This window comes from Streptomyces sp. NPDC051907, assembly GCF_040681075.1.
Classification (GTDB): Bacteria; Actinomycetota; Actinomycetes; order Streptomycetales; family Streptomycetaceae; genus Streptomyces.
The window spans coordinates 1-12,956 of record NZ_JBFAYB010000148.1 but is presented as its reverse complement, the minus strand read 5'-3'; the positions used below and the strand labels follow the sequence as shown (position 1 = coordinate 12,956).

The window sequence follows — 12,956 nt, the reverse complement described above, 5'->3', positions numbered from 1 at the left end:
CGTCGACGCCGATCTCTACATCATCAAGAACATCCTGGAGTGGGACGACCTCAGCACCCGCAGGACGCTGGGGAACATCCTCGCCGCGGCCCGAGGGGGCGACCCGGCCGGTACGCTCCACGGACATATCCGGCAAGGAGGGCGCGTATGGGCGGGCATGCGATCACGGTGATGGGGGCCGAGGAGGTACGTCGGGCGCTGCCCGCGGCGGCCGTCGTCGCCGCGCTCCAGGGGGCGCTGCGCGACGGCCTGGACCCGGAGGCCGACCCGGCCCGTTCCGTCGTCCCCGTCGAGAACGGCCAACTGCTGCTGATGCCCTCGCACTCCGCCCGCTACGCCGGGGTGAAGATCGCCACGGTCGCGCCGGACAACCCGGCGGCCGGGCTGCCCCGCGTCCAGGGCAGCTATCTGCTGATGGACGCAGCGACGCTCAGCCCGCTGGCCGTGCTCGACGGCGTCGAGCTGACCGCGGTCCGCACCGCCGGGGTCTCGGCGGCGGCCGCCGACCTGCTCGCGGAGCCGGACGCCGAGCGACTGGTCGTCTTCGGAACGGGCCCGCAGGGGCACAGCCATGTCGAGGCGCTGCGCGCCGTCCGCCCGATCCGGCACGTCACGGTCGTCGGCCGCGACCGCACACGCCTGGCCGACTTCGTCCGGCGGTACGAGCACGCGGACGTGCGCGTGGAGGCGGGCACGGCGGACGCGGTGGCACAGGCCGATCTGGTGGCGTGCTGCACCACCGCGCGCACTCCCCTGTTCGACGGCTCGACGCTGCCCGCGCAGGCGACGGTCGTCGCCGTCGGCTCCCATGAGCCGGACGCCCGGGAGGTCGACGACGAGACGGCGCGCCGCTCCACGGTGGTCGTCGAGGCGCGCGCCGCGGCGCTGCGGGAGGCCGGGGACGTGATCCAGGCCCTCGACTCCGGTGCGCTGAAGGCCGGTTCGCTGGTCGGCCTCGCGGACCTCGCGCGAGGCACGGCCGAGGTCGACCGCTCCCGCCCTCGCCTCTTCAAGAGCGTCGGCATGGCCTGGGAGGACCTGGTCGTGGCGGGCGTGACGTACGAGAGCCGCTAGCCGCGGCGCCCGTCACGGGGACCGTCGCGCTCTGACGGCCGTCAGGGCCTACCGACCGTGCCGTCCTTCGGCGTGAGAGTGACCCTCCGTCAGCAGGGCGCCCCGGCCATCTCACCCCGCCCTGTCGCCCATGCCAGAGAAATCATGATTCTCCATCCTGCCCTGGGCTGAGGCCTCCTCCTCCAGCGGTACCACCCCGCCGAGCCCGCGGGATGATCCCCGCTCCGCCAGGCAACGCACCGCTCGTCCCCGGCCTCTTCGGGATCGGTAACCCAATCGGTAACCGATCCTCAGAAAGGGACGTATGTTGCGTACGAGCCATGCGAGGCGCGCGGCCGTGGCCATCACCGTGATCGGGGGCGTACTGGCCCCGGTGTCACCGGCGTGGGCGGCGGATCGCCTACCGGTCGATCTCCGGGCCGATGTGAACCGGGACGGGCGGGTCGACGTCGCCGGAGCGTCCGACGCCGCAGGCGAGGACACCTGGTCCGCCGGCCGGGGAGCGGTGTTCCTCCCCAACATCGACGACGACACCAAGCGGTGCGCGGTCAAGGGCCCGAACGGCAAGCCGCTGCCGGACGCCAAGCTCGCCGCCTGCAACGACGCGGCCGACGCGAAGGTGAACGGCGCCGACGACGCGGCCGACCTGGCGCGCGTGCGGTCCGTGCCGATGCCGAAGCTGTCCGCCAAGGCGAAGGGCTCCTTGACGGTCGTGTCCGGGGGCAAGAAGACCCGGGTCTTCGTCAAGCGCTCCAGCGGCTGGACCGCGGTCACGGCCAAGACCGTTCTGTCCGCCGCCGAGCTGCGCGCCGGCGTGGAGTTCGGCGTGGAGGCCACGGACGTCATACGCGACCGCGCGGTCTGGGACGGCCGCGCGGTGATCCGTCTGACGGTGGCCTCCGGCGGCAAGAGCAGCTCCGACGATGTGACGCTGCGGGCCGCCCCGCTGCTCACCCACCACCATCTGCAGAACGCTCAGCAGCTGATGGTCACCAAGGTGCCGGGCAAGGACGACTGGGCGCGTCGGCAGCAGGCGTTCGTCAAGGGCCTCGCTGCCGAGGCGAAGTCGGCCGGGATCTCCAAGCCGCTGGTGACCTTCGACAAGTACGGGGATATCTGGGCGCAGGACTTCGTCGAGCCGGGCTATGTGAGCATGGCCGGTCCCGGCGGGCGTCGGCAGGTGATGCGGGTGATGCTGCGCTCCGCGCAGGCTGACCGGGAGGCCGGCCGGGAGCTGTTCGAGAAGCTGCGCGGCAACGGCGTCGGCGTGGTGCAGGTGTCGGGGGTGCGCGACTCGGAGGAGTGGACCCTCAACTCGATGGGGAACCTGGAGACCATTCCTCCGTACGCCCACGGCGGCCGGTCCTTCCCGGCCGGGCGCATCATCATGGGCGAGCGCAAGGACGTCGGCTCCAAGCCCGCGAAGGCCATGCGGACGCTGCTGGCGTCGCAGGGCTTCCAGGACCCGCTGCTGCTGGACACCTCGTGGCTGCACGTGGGGCACGTGGACGAGTTCGTGCAGTTCCTGCCCGCGGACACGCCGCGCGGCTGGAAGATCGCGATCGCCGACCCCGAAGCCGGCCTGAAGCTGCTGCGCGACGCGAAGGCGGCCGGCCACGGCAAGACGCGGATGTTCTCGGTGCCGGGCAGCAAGGACGTGCCCGCGCCGAAGGAGACCATCGACCAGGCGCTCGCCTCCAAGTGGCTGGTGGCCGACAACACGATGGCCGCGCAGAAGATCAAGGCGAACCTGGAGCTGCTCAAGCGCGCGACGGGCGTCGCCGACGCCGAGGTCGTGCGGGTGCCCGCGCTGTACACGCGCGGCACGGAGGAGGGCGAGCGGGGCGACACCATGCCCCGGCTGACGCGGATGGGCGCGGGCGAGGCGCCCGAGGCGATCCGCGAGTTCGGGCAGCAGAAGGAGCTCTCGCGGCAGCCCGACCGTGCCGCGCCGGGCGCCGTCATGACCAGCGCGTACGTTCCCGGGGCCGTGAACGGGGTCGTGCTCGGCCGCGACCGCTATCTCGCGCCCAAGCAGTGGGGTCCGGTCATCGGCGGCAAGGACGTGTTCACCGCCGCCGTGAACGCGGCGTACACGCGGGCGGGCATGAAGGTGTCGTACCTGGACGACTGGTACACCTACCACCTCGGCCAGGGCGAGGTGCACTGCGGCACGAACACGCTGCGCGACGCCTCCGGGGCTTGGTGGAAGAAGTAGCGCCAGGCCCCCGGTCAGCCGGCTGAACGGGCCGGCCAGGCCACGGCGGTGGCGGCGGTCGCCACGGCGACCGCCGCCAGACGCGGGTAGTCCAAGGTGTCGGGGGTGTCGTTCGGCTGGTGGTAGCGGTGGTTGCGGAAGCTCGCGGTGCCGGTGAGCATCAGGGCCGGGATCCCCGCGTTCCAGAACGACGCGTGGTCGCTGCGGCTCAGATGCATGAGCGGCGGCGCGCACAGACCGGCGAGCGCGCCCAGCGCGCCGTCGGGACGCGGGTCGCGCAGGGTGATCGCGGGCAGCGAGGGCTCCGTTGCCCGGGCCGCCTGGCGCCACATCAGGGCCGCGTCCTGCGTGGAGCGGCGGTGCACCACCAGGGTGAAGTCGCCCCGGTGCTCGGCCGCGCGGACCTCCTTGGCCACGGCGGGGAACGCCGTGCCGAATCCGGCGGGCATCTTCTGGGCGCCGGGCTCGCTGGTGAAGTAGCCGACCGACTCCAGGCAGACCATGCCGGCGATCCGCCGGGTGCGGCGCAGCCGCCGGGCGGCGACGCGGGAGCCGATCAGCCCCAGCTCCTCCATGTCGAAGACCATCAGGGCGACCGGCGGCGGCTGCGGCAGCCCGCCGAGGAGACGGGCGATCTCCAGCAGCGCGGCGACGCCGGAGGCGTTGTCGTCGGCGCCGGGACTGCCGTCGACGGTGTCCAGGTGCGCTCCGACGACCACGGTGGGGCGGTCGGGGTCGGCGCCGGGCAGCTCGGCCAGGAGGTTCTCGCCGGTCAGCCGCCGGTGCAGGCGGGGCTTGAACGAGAGCGCCCGGTCGCCCTGGCGGTCGGTGGCGCCCAGCTGCCACCGTACGTCGAACGGCTGCCGTTCGGTCCGCCAGCCCGCCGCGGCCAGCTCGCTCGCCACATGGGCCTCGGCGCGCCGCATGGCCTCGGGGGCGCGCGTCCTGCTGCGCGGCCGGTCGGCGAGGAACTCCACGTCCTTGCGCAGGCGCAGCGGATCGGCCCGCTCGGTCAGTTCGCGTACGAGCACGCCTCACCCCGTCGTTCCCGTGTGCGCATGGCGCCCATCGTGTGCTGTCGGTGCTGTGTACATTGCACGCATCCGACAGGAAGGACGTGTGCGGTGTCGAAGCCCCGGAGAGTCGAGGCCTACCCTGCCGCCGCGACGCCCTGGCCGCAAGCGCTGGAGTGGACCCGCCGCGAGCTGGAGCTGTATCTCGCGGAGGCGGGCGATCCGGCGACGTGGCAGCTGCCGACGCGCTGCCCGCCGTGGTCCGTGTCCGACCTCACCGTGCATCTGGCCGCGACCTTCCAGCGCTTCGCCGACCAGCTGGCGGCCAGCCGCCGCGGGGCGCTCGATCCGCCGTTCGCGGCGGACGAGCTGTCGGCGCAGAACCTGCGGGCCGTACGGGAGTTCCGCGGCGATCCGCTGCGGGCGCTGCAGACGCAGGCGCTGCGCTTCCTCGACGCGGCGGACGCGCCGGACGAGCTGATGTCTCATCAGTTCGGCCCGATTCCGGTGGGACTTCAGATGATGTTCGGCCTCAACGAGCTGGCCGTCCACCACGACGACGCCGCCGCGGCCTCGGGCGGGAGCTACCGTCCCGCTCCCGAGGTGGTCGAGGCGCTGACGCGGATGTACGGGGCGGTCTTCGGGCTGCCCGAGGGCGGGGATCCCTGGGAGCGGCTGCTGAGGGCGACGGGGCGGGTCCCCGCAGGCGACTGACGCGGCTGAGGTGCGGGGCGGGCGCGGGCACGTCGGCGCGCCTCAGCCCAGCCCGGGCTCGGCGGACGCCGCGGTGAGCAGCGATGCGGGCGGCGGCTGGTCGCCCCCTCGGGCGTTGGCTGCTCCTCCTCGGGGCTCTTGACAGCGAAGGCGACCCGCCACAGCATCCGGGAGCGGCGCGCATGACCAGCCACTCGTCCACGGCCCTCGACGCCGTCAGGGGCCCGCCGCCCGCCGGTGCGGGTACTCGTCCTCCAGGGCGAACGCCCGGTCCGCCGCCCAGCCCGATCTCTTCGACCAGGAGCCCCCGATGCCTCTCACCCCGAAGTCGCCCGGCCCCGAGGCCAGTTGGTCGGCGTACGCGAACGAGATCTACGCCGCCGGGCTGCTGCGCGGCGACGTCCCGCGGCTGCCCACCGATCTGACCCGCCTGGAGGAGCTGTTCTCGCGCCGGCTGCCGGCCGGCCCGGTCGGCTATGTGGCGGGCGGCGCCGGGGACGCGAGCACCGCGCGGGCCAACCGCGAGGCGCTGGACCGCTGGCGGATCGTGCCGCGCATGCTGCGCGACGTCGCCGAACGGGACCTGTCCGCGGAGCTGTTCGGCGTCCGCCTGCCCGCTCCGCTCGCGCTCGCCCCGGTGGGCGTGCAGTCGGTCGTGCACCCGGACGCGGAGCCCGCCTCGGCTCGCGCGGCGGCGGCTCTGGGCGTCCCGTTCACCACGTCGTCGGCCTCCAGCACGCCGATGGAGGAGATCGCGAAGGCGGCGGGCGACGCGGAGCGCTGGTTCCAGCTGTACTGGCCGAAGGACCGCGAGGTGGCCGTCAGCTTTCTGCAACGCGCCCGCGCCAGCGGCCACTCGGCCCTGATCGTCACCTTGGACACCGCGATGCTGGGCTGGCGCCCGCGCGACCTCGACCAGGCCTGTCTGCCCTTCCTGCACGGAGTGGGCACCGCCAACTACTTCACCGACCCGGCTTTCAGGGCCGGGCTGGCCAAGCCCGTCGCCGAGGATCCGGTCGCGGCGGTCCAGCACTTCTTGGGGATGTTCGCCGATCCCAGCCGGACCTGGGACGACCTCGGGTTTCTGCGGGAGCACTGGGACGGCCCGATCCTGCTCAAGGGCATCCAGCACCCGGACGACGCCCGGCGGGCGGCGGACGCGGGCATGGACGGCGTCGTGGTCTCCAACCACGGAGGCCGCCAGGTGGCCGGCGCGATCGGCGCCGCGGCCGCGCTGCCCGGAGTGGTCTCCGCCGTCGGCGACCGTCTCACGGTCCTCTTCGACAGCGGCGTCCGCTCCGGCGCGGACATGGCGAAGGTCATTGCGCTGGGCGCGCGGGGCGTGCTGCTCGGGCGTCCGTACGTCTACGGGCTGGCGCTGGACGGCCAGGCCGGAGTGGACCACGTCGTCCGGTGTCTCCTCGCGGAGTTCGAGCTCACGCTGGCCCTGTCGGGACACCGCGCGCCGGCCGACCTGACGCCGGACTCCCTCGTACGAGCCGACTGAGCCCGCCCACGCGCCGGGGCCGCGGCCTGTCGGCGAGCGCCGCGGCCCTCACACCGCGTCGAGCGGCTCGGCCGGCCGGAGCTCGTCGAGATGGCGCTCCACCCAGCTGCGCAGCCCGCTCAGCGGGACGGCCACGCCGCGGCCCAGCTCGGTCAGTTCGTACTCCACGTGGAGCGGCACGGCCGGATAGACCGTGCGCTCGACGAAGCCGAGGGACTCGAGCCGCCGCAGCGTGTTCGTCAGTACTTTGGGGCTCACGCCCTGGAGCCTGCGCTGGAGCGCGCCGAACCGCTGCGGGCCCTCCTCCATCGCGCCGATCGCCAGCGCCGACCACTTGCTCGCCAGCACGTCGAGCACATCGCGGCACATGCACTGCGCCTCGTACACATCATGGTCCGGGTGCTCACCCGTCGTACAGCTCACCGGCATGCTGGGCTCTCCTCGATAGGTTCTGACCTCAATGCTTCCCATCAGATAGTAGTAGCCCTTGCGGGTTACCACTACCCGCCGGGTAGCTTTCGAGGGCCGTCGACCAACGAGGAGACCCGAGATGAGCACCACCCCCAGCAACCCCGACGAGGCCACGATGCGCGCGATCGTCCTGGACGCGTTCGGCGGACCCGAGCAGCTGCGGCTCGCCGACGTGCCGCGGCCCCAGCCGCTGCCGACCGAGGTGCTGGTGCGGGTCCGCTCCGCGGGCGTGAACCCGGTGGACTTCAAGACCCGGAGCGGGGGCGGCATGGCCGGGGTGCTCGGCGAGCCGCCGCTGATCCTGGGCTGGGACGTGTCCGGCGTCGTCGAGGAGGTCGGCTTCGGCGTCCACACGCTGGAGGTCGGCGACGAGGTGTACGGCATGCCGTGGTTCCCGCGCCAGGCCGGCGGCTACGCCGAGTACGTGACCGCCCCCGCCCGGCAGTTCGCGCGCAAGCCGGCGTCGATCGACCACGACCAGGCCGCCGCGGCGCCGCTGGCGGCGCTCACCGCCTGGCAGGCGCTCGTCGACGCCGTGCGCGTCGAGCCGGGGCAGCGGGTGCTGATCCACGCCGCGGCCGGCGGAGTGGGGCACTTCGCCGTGCAGATCGCCAAGCACCTCGGCGCGTACGTGATCGGGACCGCCCGGGCCGAGAAGCACGACTGGCTGCGCTCGCTGGGCGCGGACGAGCTGATCGACTACACCGAGGTCCGCTTCGAGGACGCGGCGAGGGACGTCGACGTCGTCCTGGACCTGGTCGGCGACGGGCACGACGCCACCAGCACCCGCTCGCTGCGCACGCTGCGCCCGGGCGGCACGCTGATCGCCGCGCCCTCGGGCGTCGCGCCCGAGCTGCTGGAGTCCGCGCGCGCCCAGGGCCTGCGCGCGCTGCCCTTCCTGGTGGAGCCGGACGGCGCCGCCCTCGCCCGGCTCGCCGAGCTCGTCGACAAGGGCGAGATCCGCGTCGAGGTCGAGGACGTGCTGCCGCTGGCCGAGGCCGCCGAGGCGCACCGCCGCAGCGAGCAGGGCCGTACCCGCGGCAAGCTCGTGCTGCGCGTCACGGACTGACCGCCCGCTCGGGGCAGACGCCCAGCACACGCCGAGACGCCTGGCACACGCCGAGACGCGCTGGCGTAAGCCGAGTGGCGAGGCCCCCATGGGCCTCGCCACTCGGCCTCCCGGACTACTGCGCCTGCCGCCCCGACAGCTCCCCGGCCGATCCCAGGTGCGACTCGGCCGCACGGATCGCCTCACGAGCGGTGCGCTGCCCCATCAGGACGCAGAGCGTGTACGACAGGTCGTCGAGGCGGCGCCGCCTGACCGGGTCCTCCGGGGCGGCGTGGGCCAGCCGCTCCCAGGTGCGGTACCTCCGCAGCAGCGCGGCGAGCAGGGCCTTGTCCGGCAGAAGCATCGTCTTCTCCCGACGTCGTGAGCATTCGTCCCCCGCGGCGGCGCCACGTCACCCGAACAGGTCGCATGGTGCTCCGCAGGTGTACTTCGACTGGCCCGTCCACCTTGCGCCCATCACTGCGCGCCCGCAATACGGCACGCTCCGTAGTCGCCTCGGCGGCCTGTTCCCGGGCCGAATCCCGGCTCTCGGCCGGCTCAGGACTCCGGTCCGTGCCAGAGCGTGGTCACGTTGCAGAACTCGCGGATGCCGTGGCCCGACAGCTCCCGGCCGTAGCCCGAGCGCCGGACGCCGCCGAACGGCAGCGCCGGGTGGGAGGCGGTCATGCCGTTGAAGAAGACCCCGCCGGCCTCGATGTCGCGCGAGAACCTGCGGACCTCGCCCGGGTCGCGGGTCCACACGTTCGAGCTCAGCCCGAAGGGCGAGTCGTTGGCGATGCTCACCGCGTCGTCGACGTCGGCCGCCTTGTAGACCGTGGCCACCGGGCCGAACGCCTCCTCGTGGTGGATCCGCATCGCGGGGGTGACCTCGGTCAGGACGGTCGGCTCGTAGTACCAGCCCCGGTCCAGCTGCGGCGGGCGCCGCCCTCCGCAGCGGACGCCCGCGCCGCGCCGGACCGCGTCGTCGACGAGCTCCTCGACGTCCGTGCGGCCCTGCTCGGTGGCGAGCGGGCCGACGTCGGTGGACTCGTCCATCGGGTCGCCGACGGTCAGCTCCCGCATTCCGGCGGTGAAGCGCTCGCAGAAGGCGTCGTAGACGGCGGCGTGGACGATGAACCGCTTGGCGGCGATGCAGGACTGGCCGTTGTTCTGCACGCGGGCCGTCACCGCGGTGCCGGCCGCCCGGTCCAGGTCGGCGGACGGCATCACGACGAACGGGTCGCTGCCGCCGAGCTCCAGCACCGTCTTCTTCACCTCGTCGCCCGCGATGGCCGCGACCGAGCGGCCGGCCGGCTCGCTGCCGGTCAGGGTCGCGGCGGCGACGCGGCGGTCGCGCAGGATGCCCTCGACCTCGCCGGATCCCACCAGCAGCGTCTGGAAGCACCCTTCGGGGAAGCTGGCGCTCCTGAAGAGCTCCTCCAGGTAGAGGGCGGTCTGCGGCACGTTCGAGGCGTGCTTGAGCAGCCCCACGTTGCCCGCCATCAGGGCGGGGGCGGCGAAGCGGACGACCTGCCAGAGCGGGAAGTTCCACGGCATCACGGCGAGCACGACGCCGAGCGGCCGGTAGCGGACGCTGGCGCTCAAGGCCCCGGAGTCCTTGACGTCGGCGTCGGCGGGATGCTCGTCGGCCAGCAGCTCCTCGGCGTGCTCGGCGTACCAGCGCATGGCCTTCGCGCACTTCGACGCCTCGGCGCGGGCCGCCGTGATCGGCTTGCCCATCTCGGTCGTCATGGTCCGGGCGATGGCGTCCCGGTCCTGTTCGAGCCGGTCGGCGGCGCGGTTGAGCAGCCTGGAGCGGACCCCGAAGTCGGTGGTGCGATGGTGCGCGAAGGCCGTCTCGGCGAGCGCGAGCCGCCGCTGGATCTCCCCTGGCCCCAGCGCCTCGTACGTCCTGATCGTCTCACCGGTCGCGGGATTCACCGTGGCGATGGGCATGAGGCTGTCCTCCTCGGGCTTCGGTCCCTTCGACACTCGCGCGCCGACGGCGGTCCCGCAACGCGTGACGGTGTGAGGACGGCCAGGCACCCGCCGCGTGGCGCGTGAGGACGGCCAGGCACGCACCGCGTGACGGCGCGAGGACGGCCCGGCTAGCGGCGGCCTCCGCCGTTCCCGCCCGCCCCGCTGGCCAGGCGCAGCAGGACGTCCTTCTCCTGGTCCCCGGCGGCCATGCCCTCCTCCCGGACCTCGAACGCGTCCGCGAGGGTCTCCTCCAGCCGGTCCACCGCCCAGTAGCCGCCCTGGACGTCGGCCCGGACGGAGGCCGTCAAGGGCACCCGCTCGGGCGGGGCGTGCTCGGGGGAGACCTCGAAGGTCGAGGTCCATACGGTGGTGCCGGCGTCGGACATGTACTGCGGCGCGTCGTCGTCGGCCCGGTCGGAGGCGTACGACTTCGCCAGCACGTGGAAGACGGCGTCGGCGTCCTCCTTGGAACAGCCGCTGAGCGTCACCACGACCGGGGTCGTGTACTCCTGTGTGGTGTTCACCGTGGTCCCTGCCTCTCCGGACGAGCCGTCGGTACGACACTCCCCCACACTCCCCCGGGTACCAGCCTCGCTCCGCGGCGCCTTGTCTGCTACCTGTCGCCTGCATGTCGCCGCCCGGCCGCCCGGCCTCAGCCGGGGGACGCGTCGGCCCGGGGCCGGGCCGAGTGCCGCTGCCCCCGTGCCCAGACCAGCAGCACGACCGACGCCACCGCGGCGAGCGCGCACCAGGTGGAGACGAACTCCGTCCGCCACAGCAGCGCGCAGACGGCCGCGCCCACCCCCACCAGCACGCCGAGCAGCCGCAGAACCGGGTCCGCGGCGAGCAGCAGCGCCCCGACCGTGGCGGTCAGATAGCCCACGACGAGCGGCGCGGGGTGCGGCAGATGCAGTACGTAGCCGAGGGTGTGGCCGCGGATCTCGGCGGACACCGTCCGGGTGGCGAGCGCGTAGGCGAGCGCCCCGGCGGTGAGGACTCCGGCGACGACGGGAACGGCCAGCCGCAGCCTGGCGTGCGGCGGGGCGGCGAGCAGGACGCCGAGCGGCGCCCAGACCGCCAGCACGGGCAGCGCGACGACGGCCCACGCGGTCGTCGCCCATCCCGTGCCGCCGCCGGAGCTCCACACGACGGACTCGACGATCTGATGCGCCCCCAGCAGCAGCGGCAGCGCGGCGAGCGGCAGATCGCGCGGGTTGCGCACCTGGGCCACGCAGGCCGCGCCGACCGCGGCGATGCCCACGCCCGCCACCAGGTCGGCCGTCGCACTCCAGCACATGACGTCACCCTGGCACAGCGGCCCGCTAGGGGCAGGGCAGCCTGCGGTTGGCGAGGACGGGCACGGCGCGGCGGACGGCGGCGACCTCGTCCAGGTCGACGTCGGCCACCAGGAGTCCCGGGCCCGCGTCGAGGCGCTCGCGCACCGTGCCGTCGGGGCCGATGAGCGCGCTGCGGCCGATCCCGGTGGGCGCGGTCGAGGCTGGCGCGGCACCGGACGCGGCGGGGTCGGCCTGGTCCACGGCGGCGAGCCAGAGGGTGGCGTCCAGCGCGCGGGCCCGGGTGAGCAGCTCCCACTGTTCGCGCTTGCCGGGACCGGCGCCCCAGGACGCGGGCAGCAGGCTGAGGACCGCCCCCGCGTCGGCGTGCGCCCGGAACAGCTCGGGGAAGCGGACGTCGTAGCAGGTGGCGAGGCCGATCCGGACGCCCTCGACGTCGATGGTGACGACCTCGGCGCCGGGGACGACGCTGTCGGACTCGGCGTAGCCGAAGGCGTCGTACAGATGGATCTTGTCGTAGGCGGCCTCGACGCCGGGGCCGGTGGCGATCAGGGTGTTGGCGACCTTGCCGTCCGGGGCGGGAGTGAACATGCCGGCGACCACGACGATCCCGGCGTCCTTGGAGATCTGGCGGACCTGCGTGGCCCACGGGCCGTCGAGCGGCTCGGCGAGGGGGGCGAGCGGGGTTCCGAAGCAGGCCATGGACGCCTCGGGGAAGACGACGAGGCATGCGCCGGAGTCGGCTGCCAGCAGGGCCTGCTCGCGGAGCAGACCGAGGTTCTGCTCGGGGCTGGAGCCGGTGGTGATCTGGCTCAGGGCGATGCGCATGGGCGGTTCCTTCCTGGCAGAGTGCGGTGATCGTATCGACCGGGCGGGCGCCGGCGCGGCCCGGAAAACGAAGATCGGCCAGCGCACGACCGGATCCCGGCGCCTCCCCGCCGAGACGGCCGCCCGCCCGCTCAGCCCGCCGGGCGACCCCACCCCCAGCCTGTCACCGGGCCCGCCCCGGCGGACGCCCGCAGCGCAGGTTCCAGCGGCCCGACCGGCCGACGAGCTCCGTCAGCGGCGCGGCGCGGTGCGGCACGGCCCGGAAAACGAAGATCGGCCAGCGCACGACCGGATCCCCACGCCTCCCCGCCGAGACAGCCGCCCACCCGCTCAGCCCGCCCGGCGACCCCTCCCCCAGCCTGTCACCGGGCCCGCCCCGGCGGACGACCGCAGCGCAGGTTCCAACGGCCCGACCGGCCGACGAGCTCCGTCAGCGTCAGCGGCTCGACGTCCAGGCGCCAGAAGGCCGCGGCCGGCAGGGCCAGCGCGTGGACCACGGCGGCGCGCACCGCCGCCGGCTCCACGACCGCCAGGACGCGGCCCGCGTCGCCGGGCAGAGAGTCCAGCCAGCCGCCGACCCGCTCGCACAGCGCCGTCAGCGATTCGCCGCCGTGCGGCGCGGCCTGCGGGTCGCTCAGCCAGGCGGCGACCGCCTCCGGCTCGGCCGCGCTCACCTCGTCCAGGCGCAGTCCCTGCCAGCGGCCCATGTCCCAGCTCCGCAGCGCGGGTTCCGCGGCGGCGCGCAGCCCCAGCGCGTCCGCCGTCTCGGCGCAGCGCCTGGACGGCCCGCCGAGCGCGCGGTCGGCGA

The 12,956-nt window shown here is 74.1% G+C and carries 13 protein-coding genes; 5 read left to right on the top strand and 8 right to left on the bottom strand.

Annotated elements, in window-relative coordinates; all coding sequences use genetic code 11:
• Positions 1–147 precede the first annotated feature (147 nt).
• Both AB0M39_RS39175 and AB0M39_RS39170 read left to right on the top strand, forming a co-directional pair.
• Positions 148–1,074: an ornithine cyclodeaminase family protein gene (locus AB0M39_RS39175; protein WP_365373106.1), complete on the top strand. Its 927-nt coding sequence runs from the start codon at positions 148–150 to the stop codon at positions 1,072–1,074.
• 304 nt (positions 1,075–1,378) lie between these two features.
• The gene (locus AB0M39_RS39170) at positions 1,379–3,292 is read left to right on the top strand and encodes a protein-arginine deiminase domain-containing protein (RefSeq protein ID WP_365373103.1); all 1,914 of its coding nucleotides are present in this window, start codon (positions 1,379–1,381) and stop codon (positions 3,290–3,292) included.
• Between the two features lie 14 nt (positions 3,293–3,306).
• Here AB0M39_RS39170 and AB0M39_RS39165 read toward each other — a convergent pair whose 3' ends face one another.
• A complete protein-coding gene (locus AB0M39_RS39165; protein ID WP_365373101.1) occupies positions 3,307–4,323 on the bottom strand; it encodes a M28 family peptidase in 1,017 nt (338 codons plus the stop codon).
• Positions 4,324–4,416: 93 nt separating this feature from the next.
• On the opposite strand from AB0M39_RS39165, the gene AB0M39_RS39160 reads away from it, so the two are divergent.
• The gene (locus tag AB0M39_RS39160; protein WP_365373099.1) at positions 4,417–5,019 is read left to right on the top strand and encodes a maleylpyruvate isomerase family mycothiol-dependent enzyme; all 603 of its coding nucleotides are present in this window, start codon (positions 4,417–4,419) and stop codon (positions 5,017–5,019) included.
• 310 nt (positions 5,020–5,329) lie between these two features.
• Positions 5,330–6,526: a lactate 2-monooxygenase gene (locus tag AB0M39_RS39155; RefSeq protein WP_365373096.1), complete on the top strand. Its 1,197-nt coding sequence runs from the start codon at positions 5,330–5,332 to the stop codon at positions 6,524–6,526.
• A 48-nt stretch (positions 6,527–6,574) separates the two neighbouring features.
• Here the strand turns inward: AB0M39_RS39155 and AB0M39_RS39150 are convergent, their stop codons facing one another.
• Positions 6,575–6,955, bottom strand: a complete 381-nt coding sequence (locus tag AB0M39_RS39150; protein WP_365373094.1) for a helix-turn-helix domain-containing protein — start codon at positions 6,953–6,955, stop codon at positions 6,575–6,577.
• Between the two features lie 121 nt (positions 6,956–7,076).
• Here AB0M39_RS39150 and AB0M39_RS39145 point away from each other — a divergent pair, with 121 nt between their 5' ends.
• Positions 7,077–8,066 carry an NADP-dependent oxidoreductase gene (locus tag AB0M39_RS39145; RefSeq protein ID WP_365373091.1) on the top strand — a complete coding sequence of 330 codons (990 nt, stop codon included), beginning with the start codon at positions 7,077–7,079 and terminating at the stop codon, positions 8,064–8,066.
• 115 nt (positions 8,067–8,181) lie between these two features.
• On the opposite strand, the gene AB0M39_RS39140 is transcribed toward AB0M39_RS39145, so the two are convergent.
• The 6 genes from AB0M39_RS39140 to AB0M39_RS39115 form a co-directional block, all read right to left on the bottom strand.
• Positions 8,182–8,409 carry a DUF5133 domain-containing protein gene (locus tag AB0M39_RS39140; protein WP_365373088.1) on the bottom strand — a complete coding sequence of 76 codons (228 nt, stop codon included), beginning with the start codon at positions 8,407–8,409 and terminating at the stop codon, positions 8,182–8,184.
• 194 nt (positions 8,410–8,603) lie between these two features.
• Positions 8,604–10,001, bottom strand: coding sequence for an NADP-dependent succinic semialdehyde dehydrogenase (locus AB0M39_RS39135; protein WP_365373085.1), 1,398 nt, complete (start codon positions 9,999–10,001; stop codon positions 8,604–8,606).
• 152 nt (positions 10,002–10,153) lie between these two features.
• Positions 10,154–10,549, bottom strand: a complete 396-nt coding sequence (locus AB0M39_RS39130) for a hypothetical protein (protein WP_365373083.1) — start codon at positions 10,547–10,549, stop codon at positions 10,154–10,156.
• Positions 10,550–10,677: 128 nt separating this feature from the next.
• Positions 10,678–11,322, bottom strand: a complete 645-nt coding sequence (locus tag AB0M39_RS39125) for a DUF6629 family protein (protein ID WP_365373081.1) — start codon at positions 11,320–11,322, stop codon at positions 10,678–10,680.
• 25 nt (positions 11,323–11,347) lie between these two features.
• The gene (locus tag AB0M39_RS39120) at positions 11,348–12,148 is read right to left on the bottom strand and encodes a carbon-nitrogen hydrolase family protein (protein WP_365373079.1); all 801 of its coding nucleotides are present in this window, start codon (positions 12,146–12,148) and stop codon (positions 11,348–11,350) included.
• Between the two features lie 362 nt (positions 12,149–12,510).
• Positions 12,511–12,956, bottom strand: a 446-nt coding sequence (locus AB0M39_RS39115; RefSeq protein ID WP_365373076.1) for a histidine phosphatase family protein, incomplete at its 5' end; no start/stop codon positions are given.